The following is a 16,445-nucleotide window of genomic DNA, read 5'->3' on the forward strand; positions in this document are numbered from 1 at the left end:
TGATTTTATGATTCCATGGATGCACACAGCACATATCACAAAGCCTGCAAGGAGATTGCTGAAGAGCTCATCAAAGCCAGCACAGAACCTGGTATAGAGCTGACAAGATCCGATATAGAGATCATAAAAAAGAGGATAGCAAAGAAGTACAATCTATCCAGAATCCCATCGAATCCGGATATCAGAAAATTCATTCCAGATAACGAGAGAATCAAAAAGATGTTGAGGATAAAGCCTGTTAGAACAATCTCAGGTGTTGCCGTTGTCGCTGTCATGTCATCTCCTGCTCCATGCCCCCATGGTAGGTGCGTTCCCTGTCCTGGAGGTATCAAAACCCCGCAGAGCTATACCGGCAGGGAACCTGCAGCTATGAGGGCCATCCAGCACGGTTATGATCCTTTCAGGCAGGTTACTGCAAGACTGGGCGAGCTGAAGGAGATAGGCCATGCGGTGGATAAGGTTGAGATTATCGTTATGGGCGGAACATTTCCGGCGAGAGATAAGGAATACAGGGATCACTTTATACTGAACATTTACAACGCCCTTAACAGTTTTGATAGCGATCCAAGTATCAGCTCAACTATTGAGGAAGCAAAGGAGATAAACGAGAAGGCTAAAGCGAGATGTATCGGAATGACCTTCGAAACCCGTCCGGATTATTGTGGTCTCGGAGAGATAAAGGAGATGCTGAGCTACGGTGGCACAAAGGTGGAGCTTGGCGTTCAGAGCATTTACGATGATGTTCTTGAAATCATAAAGAGGGGGCATGGCGTTGATGCAACAGTTAAAGCCACAAAGCTTCTCAAGAATTCGGCTTTTAAAGTCGGATACCACATCATGCCCGGATTGCCTTCAAGCGACTTTGAAAGAGATTTGAGAATGTTTAGGAAGATTTTCGAAGACGAGAGGTTCAAGCCGGATTACCTCAAGATATACCCAACTCTAGTTGTAGATGGCACTGAGCTATACGAGATGTACAGATCTGGGGAGTACAGACCATACACAACTGAAGAGGTTGCCGAGCTTATAGCAAGGGCGAAGAGGTTCTTCCCGAAATGGGTCAGGGTGCAGAGGATACAGAGAGATATCCCTGTCAAGCTTGCAATAGGACTTGACAAAGGAAATCTGAGGCAGATAGTGCATCAGAAGCTGAAGGAGAGAGGCTGGAGGTGCAACTGCATAAGATGCAGGGAGATCGGACACAATGTTGGAGAGAGTAGAGTAGAAGAGATCCTGTCATCCTGTGAGCTGAAAATAGAGAGATACAGGGCATCAGATGGAGTGGAGTACTTCATATCTTACGAGACTGAAGACTTTCTGGCCGGGTTTATAAGACTGAGGTTCTGTGAGGCGGCACTGGAAGAGATAGAAAACCATGCGCTCATAAGAGAGCTCCATGTTTACGGCATATCCCTTCCACTTGGCTTGAAGGATTCCTCCTCTCCACAGCATCGCGGAATTGGATCAAAGCTCTTATCTGCCGCAGAGGAGATTGCAATCCAGGAATTTGATAGAATAGCTGTGATAAGCGGTGTTGGAGCAAGAGAATACTACAGAAAACATGGATACAAAAAATTGAGGAATTATATGGCAAAAAGGTTGAAGTAATAGTCGAGATAATCAGTATCCCAACTCTTTCAATCTCTCTTTCAGAATGCTTGCAGACCTCTTAAAGCCCTCCAGCTCTTCTTCGCTGAAGTCGTACTCAACAACCTTCTCAACTCCGTTCTTGCCGAGAATTGCTGGAACGCCGAGAGCAACATCCTTTATTCCGTACTCTCCATCGAGTATAACGCTTGTTGGGATCTCCTCCTTTGTATCTTCAACCACAGCCCTAACCATTCTGAATATGCTCACCGCAGGGCCAAAAATCGTTGCGCCCTTCCTCTTTATAACCTCTGCAGCCACAAACCTCGTCTCTTCCTCAACCTTGGCCCAGTCAACCTCGTTGTCGAAGTCTGCAAGGCTCTTCGCCAAGAACATGCTGTCTCCATGCTCTCCAAGCATGTATGCCTTCCTTATGTTTCTCGCACCATGGGCGTAGAGCCTTTCTTTTAGCCTGGAGGAATCGAGCATGTTGCCCATTCCGAATACCTCATTTCTCGGTTTTCCGGTTTCCTTCCACATTATGTAGTTCATCACATCCATTGGATTTGTGACAACAAGGATCTTGCTCTCCGGAGCGTACTCCATTATCTTCCCTGCGATGTCCTTGATTATGCCAGCATTCTTTGTTGCCAGATCGAGCCTGGTCATTCCCGGTTTCCTCGCAAGTCCGGCACTCACCACAATGATGTCGCTCCTCTTGAGCAGCGAGTAATCTGAACCACCCTTTATATTAGGATACTTATCCAGTCCAGCTGCTGCATGAGCCAAATCCATCGCCTCTCCAACTGCCAGATCTTCCATTATATCAACAATAGCTATTTCATCCACATCCATGTGCTGTAAGCAGGTAAAAGCTGAAGTGGCACCGATTCTTCCCGCTCCAACAAAACCAATCTTCATATCAATCCCCTCACTCAATTTATTCAATTAGTAATTAAGTTTTATGGAATTTGCTCAGTTCGTTTAATCCTGCCAGCAGCATTTTTAAAATCCCTGTGAAATATCCATTATGGGTTTTCTTGGACTTGATGTCGGAGGAACAAACACAGATGTCGTGCTTTTAGATGACTCTACTTTCCACCACATCAAAACCGTAAAGACAAGAGATATAATCGATGGAATAAGTGATCTTATTAGTGACTTTATTCTTGACATTATTCCTGAAAAAGATGTAAAGGCTGTGGGTATAGGCATTGCAGCATGGATTAGAGATGGAAAGATATTCAGAGCACCCAATCTACCAGTAATTCCGAATATAAATATTAATCTGAACCATATCATAGAGAACGATGCCAACTGCTTCGCCTTCTTTGCATCAAAGGAGTTTGGATTTAAAGACATGATCGGAATAACCATCGGCACCGGAATAGGCTCTGGTATAATTCTGGAAGGAAAGCTGTACAGGGGAAAGGGTCTGGCAGGAGAGATCGGGCATGCCGTTGTGAGTGATGATAAAACATGTGTTTGTGGGGAAGTAGGCCACTTAGAAGCCCATTTTGGTGGGTGGGCTATAGAAAGAGATTTCTCAAAACCCGCTGAGAAGCTGGATATCGATATCCATAGCTTAAGTGGCTTTGATAGGTTCTGCAGGGCTGTTGCCTTTGCGGTTATGATGATGGATTTCGAGGGAGTGGTTGTTGGAGGAAGGATCGGCATGAGTCTGAGCGAGAAGGTTTTAAAGAAGAGAATATCAGAATATCTGATGCCTGAGTTTGATCCAGAGATTAAGATTTTGAAGGATGAACTGGCTGTTGCGAAAGGCTCTGCACTTCTCGCAAAAGAGTATTTCGGGTGATTGTATGAGCATAGATTACGTCGTCAAATCCGCAGAGAAAATAAAGAATATGGAGGTTAGAGGGGCTGGGAGAATAGCCAAATTCTGTGCAAAGGTTCTGATGGAGTATGCGATGGAGATAAAGAAAAATTTCGATGAAGAGATGAAGAAGGCTGCTGAGATACTTCTCAACACGAGGCCAACGGCTGTTAGCCTGTACAACTCGATATACTATGTGATGGACTACAGTGGGGAGAGCGATGAGGAAAAGAGAGAGAGTCTAGTAAAAAGGGCTAAAGAGTTCATAGAATGGGTAGATACCGCACAGAAAGAGATTGGCAGGATTGGATCCAGAAGGATAAAAAGTGGTTCCACCATTCTGACTCACTGCAACTCAGCTTCAGCCCTTTCAGTAATCAAAGAAGCTTACAGAAAGGGAAAGGATATCGAGGTTTTTGCCACAGAATCAAGACCAAGGTATCAGGGACATCTAACTGCAAAGGAGCTTTCAGCTGAAGGAATCCCGGTTACGCTAATCGTTGATTCCGCAGTGAGATACTTTATCAGAGAAATAGACTATGTTATTGTTGGTGCGGATGCCATAACCGTTAACGGATCTTTAGTCAACAAGATCGGCACATCCCAGATTGCTCTGATAGCTAAGGAGGCGAGAGTTCCTTTCATGGTTGCAGCAGAGACCTACAAGTTCAGTCCCAAGACTCTGCTTGGTGAGAGCATAGTTATTGAGGAAAGGGATCCAGCAGAGGTTGCTCCTGAGGAGTTGCGTTCCCTCGTTAAGATAAGAAATCCAGCATTTGATATAACTCCAAGGCACTACATAGATCTGATAATCACGGAGATTGGAGCTATTCCTCCCGAAATGGCATATCTGGTGATAAAGGAGAGGCTTGGATACAGACTTCTTGGAGAGGATGAGCTTAAGCTATCAGTCCACCACTACGATTAGGTGTAAGGAATGAAACAAGGAATGAAACTTAAAGAGTACTATAAGCCGATCTCAGAAGAAGTTGAATTTGAGGACTTTTTAAAGAGGTATGATGAAATAAAAGAACATTTTGGAGACTACATCACAGAAGAGACTGCCTTGCAGCTAACCGTCTACAGCTTCGGTCATCAGCCAATCCAGAAGATATCCGATGTCGTTAATGGCAGCAACAGAGTCGTTAGAGTGAGTGGAGTTGTGGAGGAGATAGAGTACTTCTACACCAAGGGAATGGTGGCGAAGCTGAAGCTGAAGGATGAGAGTGGAGTTGTTGGTGTCAAGTTCTGGAAGGACTGTGCTGAACTTGTAAAGGTTGGAGATGTCTTCGAGGGTTGCATTATCGAGATTAAGGGATTTCTGAAGCAGAACGAGATTTTTGTCAGCTCTGCAGAGAATGTTGAGATTAAAGGATTTGAGGAAATGGAAGGGATATTCCTCGGGAAAGAGAGGGCTAACGAGAAATGTAGGATAGCTTTGGCCAAGGATGATGCTGTGAAGATTGTTGTGCTAGATATCGATCCGGATGTAAATTTTGGAGACAGAATCATCATCAGACAAGATTCAGTTGAGAGGGTCGGAAAAGGAGACCCCCTGCCATTTTTTAACAGAATAGCAGATCTTGGGCAGAGAGTTAATCTGATCGGAAGGGTTAGCGGAATAGGCATTAAGCGAGGGAATTATGCGGATATGTACCTGTCAGATGATAGTGGAAGGATAAGGGTTGTCCTGTGGGACAGCAAGGTAGAGATCTTCAAGGAAATCGATATTGGAGATCATATCGTGATATTGAGGGGATATGTGAAGAATGGGGAGAAGTCAGAGGTTCACTGTGGGTGGGAGTCCCTAATATATATCGTTGAAAAATTCCATTAGCGCTAACCGAACGGATGATCAAAAACTATGATCTAAAACTAACCGAGAAACTTTTCCAAAGCTGACAAAAATTTGAGGTTGTCCTCCCTTCTTCCCACGGTGATCCTGTAGTGAACTCCATCGAGTCCTATCAACCCGGTTACATCCCTCAAGATGATTCCTTTTGACTCGAAATATCTTGATACCTCCTGTGAATCACTCAGATCATCAAACCTGACGAGGATGAAGTTTGCATCAGATGGATATACTTTAAGGGAATCGAACTTTTTAAGCTCTCTGTATAGCCATTCCCTCTCTCTCACTATTTCGTCTCTGACCTTAATGAAATAATCCAGATTGTCCAGACACGCTTTTGCAACTGCTACAGAGATATAGGATATGTTGAACGGCAATCGAACCTTCTCTATTGCTGAGATCGTCTCATAATTCCCTACAGCGTATCCTACCCTCGCTCCAGCCATTGAAAAGAATTTAGAGAAAGACCTGACTACTATGAGGTTCTCGAATTCATCTACTAACCTCAAAAAGGACTTTTTCGAGAATTCCGCATAGGCCTCATCAATAACAACCAATCCGCTGAAGCTTTCGAGGATTCTCCTGACTTCTCTCTCAGGAATGCTATTTCCTGTTGGGTTGTTCGGAGAGCATAGGAAAATGAGTTTTCCATCCTCTATCTTCCCAGCATCAACTTTATATTCAGGAAACTCTACCAGCCGGATCGAGGCGTCCATCAGCATTGAGAAGACTATGTACATCGTGTAACCGGGCATTGGTATGATGACCTTATCGAAGGCCTCAAGATTAACTTCGCAGATCATCTTAAGTATTTCGCTCGCACCATTCCCAACAGCAATCATATCTTTCTCAACATCCACATATTCTGAGATTAACTCCTTTAAATCATCATAGAATGGATGAGGATATCTGTTTATCCTGTCAAATGCCCTTATATATGCTTCTTTAACATCATCTGGTGGCAACAAAGGGTTCTCGTTGGATGAAAGGGAAATTATCTTGGATTCACTTATACCCAAATCTTCAGGAAATCTTCCCGGATCATATGGATTTATGAAGTGTATAACATTTCTAACCATGAATCAAACTATAAAAAATAAAATATTAAAATCTTATTCAGATCCTATCTTGCTTTTCAATTCTTCAACCATCTTTTCGATCTCTTCAAGCTGAAGAATCTTGAACTCCCTTTCCGTGACTCCTGCCAAAGCCCAAAAGAGTCTTGCCACAACAACCATCAACTTCCCGGAGTTTCCGGGAGTGTGTGGGAGCAAAGCTGCTGCGAGATCACCCAGTTTCTCGAGATCTTCTTTAGACAGCTCTCCAACTTTCTCACTTGCTTCACCGAAGAGAACGATTCCTGTACCGATGATCTTTTCTTTTAGTGCATAATATTTCGCAGCCTCGCTGGTTATCCTGTGAACACCCATTTTATACACCTCCTATAGCATAGCTAGTATGAGTTATATCACAAAACATTATTAAACTTATCTATTCAAATTCGATAATAGAATTGCACGAATTCAATTTAATTTTATGTATTAATTTATCATTTTAGCATTAAATTAATAAAAATAAAATTAGATGTCAATGTATTTCAGTATCTCCCACGGAGTTATGTACAGACAGTACTGGTTCCACTCATCATACTTCAGGCTCATGAACGCATCGAATATATGGGAGCCAAGAGTCTTGATCAGGACCTCATCACTGGCCAGGTGGTCAAGAGCATCTCTCAGCGTTGTTGGTAGCTCTCCGATACCGAGTTCCTTCCTCTTCATTGGCGATAGCTCATAAACATCCTCCATTACTGGATCTCCGGGCTCAATCTTCTTCTTTATACCATCCAGACCTGCTGCAACCTGTGCGGCGAATGCCAGATACGGATTGCAGCTTGGGTCTGCACCTCTGTATTCAAGCCTGACAGCAGATGGGCTCTTCACATACATTGGAACCCTAACCAGAGCACTCCTGTTTCTCGGGCTCCAGCAGATGTAGATTGGTGCCTCAAATCCCGGAACCAGCCTCTTGTACGAGTTTATCGTCGGAGCGCAGATGGCTGTCAACGCCTTGGCATGTTCGAGCAGTCCACCTATGTAATACCTCGCCTTCTGGCTCAGCATGAACTCATCATCTGCATCGCCAAATACGGGGTTTCCTTCGAAGGGTTTGCCCTCCCAGAGGCTCTGGTTTATGTGCATACCGCTCGCGTTATCCAGATACAGTGGCTTCGGCATGAATGTTGCGAGAAGCCCATTCATCGCTGCAATATTCTTGGCTGCGAACTTGTAGAGGTAGAACGCATCAGAGACATCCACAAGCGTCTTTGGTCTGAAATCGAGCTCAACCTGTCCCGCTGTAGCAACCTCATGGTGATGATACTCTACAAACACACCAAGCTTTTCAAGGTAGTACGAAAGCTCGTTTCTGTATTCCATGGTTGTATCCTCTGGAGGTGGTCTGAAGTATCCTTCCTTTGGCCTTATGAAGAAGCCACCCGGCTCGATCTCACTGCTCTCCGGCATAACCCTCGGGGGACCCCAGGAGTCACCAGCACCTCCGTTTGGAGATACCCACATGTCCCATGCAAGTCTTGTTGGATCTATTCCCTCAAACACGAAGAACTCGATCTCCGGGCCGAATATAACACTCATCCCGTCATCGCCGAGCTTCTTCTCAAGGCTCTTTGCAACATAGGCTCTCGGATCGCAGTCAGCCACTTCTGCCGGACCAGGTTCATGCACATCTCCAAACATTATCGCTGTCTTCTGAATTGGATCGTCTATCCACGGAATGACTTTAAGAGTTGCCGGATCTGGCATCCAGACGAGGTCACTCTTTTCAATACTCCTAAAACCTCTAATAGACGAGCCATCAAATCCTATACCTCTCTCAAAAACGCTGTTTTCCATGAAGACCTTGGCTGGTATGGAGAATGTTTGCAGGAAACCCCTGATATCACTGAAAGCACATAAAACCCATCTAACATTATTCTCTTCAAGTACTTTTTTCACAGTCTCGGCATCCATTTTCATTCCTCCAGATTTAAATATATTTAGAGCAGATTGTAATTGGTTATATAAATTTTTTCGTAAGTGTTGTTTTACTGAAAAATCTTCAATGAGTAAAGTAAAGAGTTAAAAGAGTGAGCCAGTTATAGATTAATCATTACCAAATGGATTCCATCTGTTGTATTCTATGTCAAAACCGAGAAGATCAAGCACTCTGAATACAGTATGGTCAACAATGTCAGTTAGATGCTTAGGCTTTATATAAAATGCAGGAACAGGGGGCATGATTATGGTACCCATTCTTGACAGCTTCAGCAGAGTTTCGAGATGTCCTTCGTGGAGTGGTGTTTCCCTAACAAGTAGAATTAACTTTCTCTTCTCTTTTAGTGTAACATCCGCCGACCTCACGATCAGATTGTCTGCGATACCGTATGCTATAGATGATGCAGTGTTTACTGTGCATGGAGCGATGACCATTCCATCATGCTTAAAACTACCACTCGCGAGCCTGGAAGAGATATCTGAAGTAGAATAGAAGTGATCCGATAAATCCTTTATATCTTCAAGATCTACACCTTCATACTTCATTGTTATTATTGCTGGATTTGAGACAATCACATGTGTTTCAACATCAAGCTCTTTTAGTTTTTGAAGGAGTCTTAACCCATATATCTGCCCGCTCGCTCCAGTTATAGCTACAACGATTTTTTTCATAGAATAGCGTTATCAACCAGCTATATATTAGTTCTCGAAAAGTTAAAAAAAGAGAAAAAATTTAATTTATCGTCTTCTGAGCAGGTATGCTACTGCCAGCAGTCCTGCTACAGCGAAGATCGCTTCAAATCCTGGTCCTGGCTGTGGTTCTTCCTTGGTTGGGGTTGGTGTTGGGGTCACTTCCTTGGTTGGAGTTGGGGTTGGTGTTTCTTCTGGAGTTGGGGTTGGGGTCTTTTCTGGGGTTGGAGTTGGGGTTGGTGTTTCTTCTGGAGTTGGGGTTGGTGTTGGCTTGGTCGCAAGCAGGTCGATAGACATTACCAGCAGCACATCGTCATCTGCATCGTATGTGATCGCAGATGGTGAGGTTGGATCAAGGTTGTAATAGCTCTCAGCCAGCTGGGTCTCAGTAAGACCTCCGGCTATCGTATCCTGTGTATCCCTCACATAGAAGGTGTACTTGCCAGCAGCCAGCCCGAGGGTCTCAAATGTCACATATCCCTTGCCTTCATCGTTCAGAGACACCTGCTGTACGGCCTTGTGGTTCGGACCGACCATTGTAACATATATGTTGTCATATCCAGAATCACCCACTCTGTTCGTTGTTATCTCCAGCTCGAGTACGTCGCCAGTTACCGGCTGATCTGGTTTGATTGTCACAGTCATCTCCGGCTTCACAATCTCGATCGGGATCGTCTTCGTTGCAGAATCGACCTCAGAGTTGTTGTAGTAGAGCTTGACCTTCAGTGTGTATATGCCAACAGAGAGCTTGCTTGAACCCGTGTAGTCCCTCAGGCTCAGGCTGAAGCTTGCAATACCGTCAGAGTCAACACTTGTGAATGCCGCCATACCGAAGTCTGCTGGCCCAACCTTGATGTTCATTCCCTCGAGTGTGAATGTGACCTGTGCTTTGGATGTGTCTCCAACATTCACTTTGACATCAATATCCACTTTACCCTGATATGGTATCTTCGTTGTACTCAAGTTCACGCTCTCAATTGTACCCTCGGCAACAGTTATAACGAATGACTTCTGTGGATCTGAAGCTCTATCGATCATGCTCACATTTGCTGGAGCATAGAAGTACAGGTAGTATGTCCCCGCATCAACACCGGATGCATCAGAGACCTTTATCTTGAAGTCAAGATTATTGTCATTATCTGGCAGAGCGTATGCATTGTATCCGGCGGTAAGTATTGTTGTGGTGCTTGGTCTGGCTTTGATTTTGGTGGTTCCAAACAGGAACACATCATCCTCATCTGCGTAGATGTAGACTCTGTCTGCAGTTGTCGTACCAGTTATTCTTATCGAGCTACCCTTTGTAACAACATTCTTGTCAAGACTGACATTCAGTGTCTGCTTGACAACCTCGACTGAGACTTCATCCTTTACCGAGGTTCCTGGAATTTCCGCCTTGAATGTATAGGTCGTCAGCGGAGCATCGTTCGCGACAGTAATACTTACTGTAGCATCACCCAAAGCGTCAACTGCATACACGAATGTTCTTGTTGCATTAACAGTATCACCGATGATCTTTGGATTCTCAATTATGAAGTTAACGATCTTGTTGATCTTAAGGTTCGTATCGATCGTGAATTTTATTGACTGGCCCCTTGTTACGGTGCTCTTGTCCGCAGTCAGTGTGAGTGACGGATTAACAAACTCTATGTTATATACTGCTTCATCCGAATACTTCAGATTAGCTGTTACATTATTGTATGAAATTGCCTCGATCTTTATCTTGTAGTATCCTGTGCTGAAGGCACCAACCTCAGAATCTGTGAACTTTACGCTGAACTTACCACTATCGTCAACAAACACTGTCTTGTTGATCTTTTCGTTGTCGTTCAGGTCAAGGATTCTAACAACTACTATGTTCTGACCTTCTGCAACCTGCATATCGTAGCTGCTTCCAGTCTTCTGGAGGTTTGTAACTCCACTGAACTTGAGGTCTGTGAACTTGACATATGTCGCAGGTATATCTACACTCTCAATTGCTGGACTTACTACCTGGAAGGTTACAGCCTTTTCTGCAAGATTCGTACCTGATCCAGCTACAATCTTTGCAACATATATACCCTCTTGCAGCTCAGCTACGCCAAAGTCAAGTGCTGTTATGTCCACATAGCTGCTGGCATCCAACTGAGAGACTGTGCTATTCACCAGCTCCTTGTAGGCACCCATTCCAGTAACGAATACCTTGACTGGAGTTGTGGTTGTGTACGACATCTTGTATGATACCTTGAGCCTGTCTCCAAACACCACTGTTGTTGGAGAGACTGAGATGTCAACGAATGGCTTTTGCGCCTCTACTGGCAAAACCTCAAAACCAAGTGCATCATTGAACACTGTGTTGTTCAGGAATATAACCACCTTGTAATTTCCTGGATAAACGCTCTTATCAACAGTATTGAAGGTGTATGTTGCAGAACCTCCAGCTTCACTCAATGAGACTACATACTTTGCCTCATCGAGGAGCTTTGCAGTATCAATCTGACCTGTTGTTGCATTGTATATTGATGAATTATATACCGTATACTCAACTACTGCAATCCTTCTTGTACCTGTCACCTTATCAAGATAGCTCCACTGGACGTCAATTGATAGGTCATCGCCATAACTGGGTGAGTCGTCAGACAATTTTGCAAGATCAACTTTCAGTGCGGTGTCGCTGATTGGCCCAGCGTTGGTCGTAAACGCTGCACTCACAGGTACGCTCAATGCAATCAATAGTACCACTAATACCGGAACCCCTAATTTCCACATTCTTTTCATACTTCTCCTACCTCCCTACGGCAGGTATTTTCTCACCCACCACTATATAAAATCTCCTTTTTTCTGGCGACGAACATAACTACGGCACTTGCCGTATATTACACTTTCAACTAAGTGATTTCCCCCGCCGCCAGCTACATTTTATAAAACCAATACCATATTTAAATTTTTTGCTGTTTTAATGGATACAGATGTGTCAGCGCATTAAAGGATTAACTATAGGGGGAGTTAGGAGCTAGTTCAGACATGCCCACACCAAACACCCGTTTTCGACAATAAAAGTTAAATTCAATTAAACTCTCTTAATGACATGAGTAAAATTACAAGAGTGCTGATCACTATTGCGGTTATCATGCTATCAGCATCACTGTCATTTGCCGCTGAAACTTTGACAAAAAGTAACTTTGCTGAACTAGTTATACCAAAGTTTAACGATTTTTACAAGGCCTCTGAGCAGGTACAGTTCTCAATAGAAATTAAACCAAAAACCGAAAATGATGCAGTTAAACTCGATGAAAGGACATATGAATTTTCCACAGAACTGACTTCCCCAAAAATAAGAGCCACCATAAATTACAGAAACGGTGGATCAGTATCTTATGAGGGAGGAGAATACCTACAGCTAGCTGTAGGTACATGGCAGTATGGTGTGGAGTCGATAAAGGTAGAGGTTAGCGGAAAAGTCCCGGAGGTAGATAAAAGAATAGAGGAAATCACTGTACTCAAAATAGGCGTAACTGATGCAGAAAAGAATATTTTCCCAGATTTAAAAATTAAAGTCGTTAATCCAAAATTGTTCGGCAATTACATAACCTCACTGACACAAAAAATATCAGAACTGAGAAAAAGAGCTGATGGTCTTGAAAAAGCTGGAGTCTCTACAGCTACTGCCAAGAAATATCTCGACATCGCAGAATCATACATAAACGATGGAAAACGATTTTTTAACAATGAGAAGTATATAGAAGCCAACACCACACTGACCAATGCAGAAGACAATCTCATTCAGGCAGAAAATGAACTGAACAGAATTGATGCTATGAACAGATTGTACAAAGTGGAGGACAAGTTGAACAAAGTACTTGACAAAATAAACGAAATTGATGCCATACTTGTTGAACTGAGAAAAACCACTCCAACCACAAAATATGATATAAAATTTGAAGAGTTCAAGGACACATATAAAGAAATTAAAAACAAGAAAATAGAGCTTGCAAAAGATTACATAGCTCAGGGGTTGTTTGAGGATGCAATAGTGATAATAAACTCCGCAAACAATGAAGTTGATAAGCTAACTACCGATGTCAATAACCTGAAAAAAGAGCTTGAGGGGCTAATGCCCACACCCACAAAGACCGCTGTAGCAACGCCTACTCCAAACACACTCGATAAGATCTCGAGCTTTTTAAGAGAGAACGCAAGAAAGATTGCGATCTATACAGGCATAATAGTTCTGCTCATAGCAATAGGGTATGCCCTATCACGCATCATAAAAGCCTACAGAAAGAGGAAAAAGTGGGACGAACTGAAATAGTAACCGAATCTAAAATTTTCTTATCAATTTCACCAGAATCTTTGATTTTAGCTCATCTGACAGCTCGAATTCCATATCATTAACCCTTACTGTATCCCCCACTTTCTGTATGATCGTATTCGGAGCAATACCCAGATTCCTAACGATTGTTGGAGCTGCCAGAACCTCATACTCCCCATCATCAGCCCCATCAAGCAGATAGTAAACCCTATCACACTCTTCGCAGATTTTGCAGTCCGAGGAGGATACGATCATGCATATCTTCTCTGCAACCTCATCGCTCACATGATGCTCAAGTTCACAGCTTAAGTTATGGGACTCTTCCTCATTCAATCCCAGAAATTCAGTAAAAAAAGTCTCGAATATCTTGTGGTATTTCTTTATTCTCTTTGCTACATCGTAGCCCTTCTTTGTCAGCATAACACCTCTGTACGGCTGGTAATCCACATAACCAGAATCCTTGAGCTTAAGAATCATCTCTGTAACGCTTGACGGTTTAACATCGAGCTTTTTAGCAAGCTCAGTAGTTTTAACAAGCCTGTTGGATGACTCCTGTATGTCATAGATTGCTTCAAGATATTCCTCTACCCGCTCCACACTCCATGTCATAATCGAATCGATAAAAACCTTTTGCAATCTTGTCAATAACAGCCAGCTACAGAAAGTTTTCCAGTGACACCTGAAAAGACCTGACTATTCTGTCTTTCCAAAAATTATACGGGGTTTTTATTCGCTTACACGCCACCTCAACAGCAGAAGGAAAGCTATCAAATCTCACAGGATTATTCATAGCCTTTCTGACTCCTTCTTCCACCACCCACACTCCAAGAGGAGCATAGTACTCAGGAGTTATCTCCCTTATTACGAGAATCCTGCCTTTCCTCCTGATTTTTCTCAAATATTCAAGAACCGGTAGCCTTGCCGCATAGTATCCACCAGATAGCGGAGAGTATCCTCTCTTTCTTGCCAAGCTCTCACTATCAGAACCTATCCACACATTATCGGGACTCCAGAAGCTTTTTCTCATCCAGATCTCAATTAGCTGGAAACTGTAATCTCCCGGAGAGATTATAATTTCAAAGTGGTTTCCGAAATGCTCATAGCTGAAGAGCAGTACTTCATCCAGCGATTCAAATTCAGCTATCTCTCTCTTTATCTGCTCCCCGAGGATGTCATGGATTGCTGTTATGCTCCACCTCGTTGGCACAATTCTTCTCCTGCTTTGGTAGCCAAGCATGCCTATGGACAGTATCTTCTGCAGATAGTATGTGGAGAAGCCGTGATCGAACAGATACCTTACAGCATTTGCTGCGCTCAGATCATCGTAATATAAATTCTCAACTCTTCTCGGAATTTTCGGATTTTCGGCAAGCTCAAGAGCTTTGATTCTAGCAGACATGCCCATGGGCTGAACTGTATCGTCGAATACTTCTTTCCTCACTACCCTCCCAACCTCTGTGCTCAGGTCCACGGGTTTTATACTTGCAGTCATTTCCTGGATGTTCGTCAAAAACCTGTCCGGATTTTTCGCACTGTCAACACTCATGGTTTTCATCCCTCTGAGCAGGGACATTCTCAATGCAATTACATCATCCACCTTCCCGCTCCATTTCCAAGGAGAATCCAGATACTCAGGATTTTCAGGATTTAAAGCTATCAGCGGGCCAACAAAAACCTTAGGATAGCCAATCCTGCCAACGAATACGGATGGTGGAGTGGGCTTCTCAAGCTCGCCCTCCCTAATATCAAAGGATTTCAAAAAGCTGAACTTTTTTAGCAGAGGGCATTCCTTTCTCCCGCACTTCAGATTTCCCTTGCATTCAGCACATCTGATCATCTGATCACAAAAAAGTTGATAAAAGAGTTAATTTATTCGGTTAAGTGATATTTAGAAAGTGCTCAACTCACCGTTTATGACCATCTCGGTAATTTTTGTTATATCGGAAAGCCACTCCTCTGCAACAAACCTTATCCTGCTCTCCATCTTATCCAAGCTGTAACCCTTCTCCGGAATTACCTGAATACTCAGTGCATACGGATCATCTATCGGCTTTCCGATCTGGGAGAGTATCTTAACATATATCTCCTTTATCCCCTCCACAGCAGAAACGCAGTCATTGGCTATTCTGTTTGCAAGGAGGTTATAGATCTTGCCAACATGGTTTATAGGATTCTTACCACTCGTCGCTTCCATGCTCATAGGTCTGCTTGGTGTAATCAGACCATTCGCCCTGTTACCCCTGCCAACACTACCATCATCACCATTTTCTGCGGAGGTTCCCGTAACGGTGAGATAAACAACCTTGTTATCGTAATCATCGGCTGTGTTTATGTTTACAACAACCTTTCTTTCCGTGTATTCAGTAATGATATCCTCAACGAACTGCTGGAGTTCTTCCTTTATCGCGATATATTCTCTGATGTCCCCAACATATCTGTCCACAAAGGCACAGGCAATCGTTAGGTTTATCATGTCCTTCTCTCTCAACCCCATAACCTTTACATCCTCTCCAATAGCTGGATTTTTCTTTCTGAACTCGTTGTATATCCTCCTTTCAACATTGTAAACTACCCTTTCAGTCTCGCTCAAGGGTGCGAAGCCTATTCCAAAGGATGTATCGTTTGAATGTGGAACCCCTTTGCTTCTCTGAAAAACATCCTTCAAATCCGTGCTTCCTTCCCCTATCCTCACATCAAAAACAATATCTGTTTCTGGATTCAGATTTTGCATGGAATTCTTCACGTATTCTTTTGCAGCTTTCAAAACGATCCTGTCAGCGGGAATGTAAACACCATCAAACTGCTTCGTTGCCCTGCCGACAAGTAAAACATAGATCGGCTCGATTATTTCTCCACCCCCAAACTGAGGGTTTGACCTTCCAGCAACGATCTGTGTCTCATCGGTGTTGTGGTGTAAAACATACCCACATCTCTTCAGATACTCCTTGCTCAAAGCCCTGCTCATAGCTTCAGCTATACCATCCGCCAGACTATCCGGATGTCCTATTCCCTTCCTCTCAACAATTTCTATCTGCTGCTCCTCAATTGGTGTATGGACTATTTCCTCGATGAATATGTTCTTCATGAGCATCACCTCCCTAAAGGTAGATATCAAGAGTATAAATATCATTCCAAAAGTTA

At 43.4% G+C, this 16,445-nt stretch carries 14 protein-coding genes; 5 read left to right on the forward strand and 9 right to left on the reverse strand.

Features of this window, described 5'->3' with window-relative positions; translation table 11 throughout:
- The first annotated feature begins 15 nt into the window (after nt 1-15).
- Nucleotides 16-1,608 carry a tRNA uridine(34) 5-carboxymethylaminomethyl modification radical SAM/GNAT enzyme Elp3 gene (locus ASULF_RS00985; protein WP_015589827.1) on the forward strand — a complete coding sequence of 531 codons (1,593 nt, stop codon included), beginning with the start codon at nt 16-18 and terminating at the stop codon, nt 1,606-1,608.
- Nucleotides 1,609-1,620: 12 nt separating this feature from the next.
- Here ASULF_RS00985 and ASULF_RS00990 read toward each other — a convergent pair whose 3' ends face one another.
- Nucleotides 1,621-2,508 carry a malate dehydrogenase gene (locus tag ASULF_RS00990; RefSeq protein ID WP_015589828.1) on the reverse strand — a complete coding sequence of 296 codons (888 nt, stop codon included), beginning with the start codon at nt 2,506-2,508 and terminating at the stop codon, nt 1,621-1,623.
- A gap of 109 nt (nt 2,509-2,617) precedes the next feature.
- Here ASULF_RS00990 and ASULF_RS00995 point away from each other — a divergent pair, with 109 nt between their 5' ends.
- The 3 genes from ASULF_RS00995 to ASULF_RS01005 are packed head-to-tail and all read left to right on the forward strand — an operon-like array spanning nt 2,618 to nt 5,258.
- Nucleotides 2,618-3,403 carry an ROK family protein gene (locus ASULF_RS00995; RefSeq protein WP_015589829.1) on the forward strand — a complete coding sequence of 262 codons (786 nt, stop codon included), beginning with the start codon at nt 2,618-2,620 and terminating at the stop codon, nt 3,401-3,403.
- 4 nt (nt 3,404-3,407) lie between these two features.
- A complete protein-coding gene (locus tag ASULF_RS01000) occupies nt 3,408-4,349 on the forward strand; it encodes a ribose 1,5-bisphosphate isomerase (RefSeq protein WP_015589830.1) in 942 nt (313 codons plus the stop codon).
- A gap of 9 nt (nt 4,350-4,358) precedes the next feature.
- Nucleotides 4,359-5,258, forward strand: coding sequence for an OB-fold nucleic acid binding domain-containing protein (locus tag ASULF_RS01005; protein ID WP_015589831.1), 900 nt, complete (start codon nt 4,359-4,361; stop codon nt 5,256-5,258).
- 38 nt (nt 5,259-5,296) lie between these two features.
- Here the strand turns inward: ASULF_RS01005 and hisC are convergent, their stop codons facing one another.
- The 5 genes from hisC to ASULF_RS11650 form a co-directional block, all read right to left on the reverse strand.
- Nucleotides 5,297-6,352 (reverse strand): histidinol-phosphate transaminase, encoded by a 1,056-nt coding sequence (hisC, locus tag ASULF_RS01010; RefSeq protein WP_015589832.1) that lies wholly within the window; start codon nt 6,350-6,352, stop codon nt 5,297-5,299.
- Nucleotides 6,353-6,385: 33 nt separating this feature from the next.
- Nucleotides 6,386-6,703, reverse strand: coding sequence for a hypothetical protein (locus tag ASULF_RS01015; RefSeq protein WP_015589833.1), 318 nt, complete (start codon nt 6,701-6,703; stop codon nt 6,386-6,388).
- A 150-nt stretch (nt 6,704-6,853) separates the two neighbouring features.
- The gene (gene glnA, locus ASULF_RS01020) at nt 6,854-8,302 is read right to left on the reverse strand and encodes a type I glutamate--ammonia ligase (protein ID WP_015589834.1); all 1,449 of its coding nucleotides are present in this window, start codon (nt 8,300-8,302) and stop codon (nt 6,854-6,856) included.
- A 132-nt stretch (nt 8,303-8,434) separates the two neighbouring features.
- Complete coding sequence (locus tag ASULF_RS01025; RefSeq protein WP_015589835.1) at nt 8,435-8,998, reverse strand: UbiX family flavin prenyltransferase; 564 nt, start codon at nt 8,996-8,998, stop codon at nt 8,435-8,437.
- Nucleotides 8,999-9,064: 66 nt separating this feature from the next.
- Nucleotides 9,065-11,770 carry a PGF-CTERM sorting domain-containing protein gene (locus ASULF_RS11650; protein ID WP_015589836.1) on the reverse strand — a complete coding sequence of 902 codons (2,706 nt, stop codon included), beginning with the start codon at nt 11,768-11,770 and terminating at the stop codon, nt 9,065-9,067.
- A gap of 352 nt (nt 11,771-12,122) precedes the next feature.
- Here ASULF_RS11650 and ASULF_RS01035 point away from each other — a divergent pair, with 352 nt between their 5' ends.
- Nucleotides 12,123-13,304 (forward strand): hypothetical protein, encoded by a 1,182-nt coding sequence (locus tag ASULF_RS01035; protein ID WP_169336374.1) that lies wholly within the window; start codon nt 12,123-12,125, stop codon nt 13,302-13,304.
- A 9-nt stretch (nt 13,305-13,313) separates the two neighbouring features.
- Here the strand turns inward: ASULF_RS01035 and ASULF_RS01040 are convergent, their stop codons facing one another.
- Genes ASULF_RS01040 through ASULF_RS01050 form a run of 3 tightly spaced genes read right to left on the reverse strand, consistent with a single transcriptional unit; the run spans nt 13,314 to nt 16,389 of the window.
- Nucleotides 13,314-13,901 carry a metal-dependent transcriptional regulator gene (locus ASULF_RS01040; RefSeq protein ID WP_144060463.1) on the reverse strand — a complete coding sequence of 196 codons (588 nt, stop codon included), beginning with the start codon at nt 13,899-13,901 and terminating at the stop codon, nt 13,314-13,316.
- Between the two features lie 58 nt (nt 13,902-13,959).
- Nucleotides 13,960-15,141 carry an Nre family DNA repair protein gene (locus ASULF_RS01045; RefSeq protein ID WP_015589839.1) on the reverse strand — a complete coding sequence of 394 codons (1,182 nt, stop codon included), beginning with the start codon at nt 15,139-15,141 and terminating at the stop codon, nt 13,960-13,962.
- Nucleotides 15,142-15,192: 51 nt separating this feature from the next.
- Complete coding sequence (locus ASULF_RS01050) at nt 15,193-16,389, reverse strand: methionine adenosyltransferase (RefSeq protein WP_015589840.1); 1,197 nt, start codon at nt 16,387-16,389, stop codon at nt 15,193-15,195.
- Between the last annotated feature and the right edge of the window lie 56 nt (nt 16,390-16,445).

It is taken from the genome of Archaeoglobus sulfaticallidus PM70-1 (assembly GCF_000385565.1).
Taxonomy (GTDB): Archaea; Halobacteriota; Archaeoglobi; order Archaeoglobales; family Archaeoglobaceae; genus Archaeoglobus_A; species Archaeoglobus_A sulfaticallidus.

Coding starts and splice junctions, on each gene's coding strand:
- ASULF_RS00985 (WP_015589827.1), top strand. CDS start 16: ATGGATGCACACAGCACATATCACAAAGCCTGCAAGGAGATTGCTGAA.
- ASULF_RS00990 (WP_015589828.1), bottom strand. CDS start 2,508: ATGAAGATTGGTTTTGTTGGAGCGGGAAGAATCGGTGCCACTTCAGCT.
- ASULF_RS00995 (WP_015589829.1), top strand. CDS start 2,618: ATGGGTTTTCTTGGACTTGATGTCGGAGGAACAAACACAGATGTCGTG.
- ASULF_RS01000 (WP_015589830.1), top strand. CDS start 3,408: ATGAGCATAGATTACGTCGTCAAATCCGCAGAGAAAATAAAGAATATG.
- ASULF_RS01005 (WP_015589831.1), top strand. CDS start 4,359: ATGAAACAAGGAATGAAACTTAAAGAGTACTATAAGCCGATCTCAGAA.
- hisC (WP_015589832.1), bottom strand. CDS start 6,352: ATGGTTAGAAATGTTATACACTTCATAAATCCATATGATCCGGGAAGA.
- ASULF_RS01015 (WP_015589833.1), bottom strand. CDS start 6,703: ATGGGTGTTCACAGGATAACCAGCGAGGCTGCGAAATATTATGCACTA.
- glnA (WP_015589834.1), bottom strand. CDS start 8,302: ATGGATGCCGAGACTGTGAAAAAAGTACTTGAAGAGAATAATGTTAGA.
- ASULF_RS01025 (WP_015589835.1), bottom strand. CDS start 8,998: ATGAAAAAAATCGTTGTAGCTATAACTGGAGCGAGCGGGCAGATATAT.
- ASULF_RS11650 (WP_015589836.1), bottom strand. CDS start 11,770: ATGAAAAGAATGTGGAAATTAGGGGTTCCGGTATTAGTGGTACTATTG.
- ASULF_RS01035 (WP_169336374.1), top strand. CDS start 12,123: ATGCTATCAGCATCACTGTCATTTGCCGCTGAAACTTTGACAAAAAGT.
- ASULF_RS01045 (WP_015589839.1), bottom strand. CDS start 15,141: ATGATCAGATGTGCTGAATGCAAGGGAAATCTGAAGTGCGGGAGAAAG.
- ASULF_RS01050 (WP_015589840.1), bottom strand. CDS start 16,389: ATGAAGAACATATTCATCGAGGAAATAGTCCATACACCAATTGAGGAG.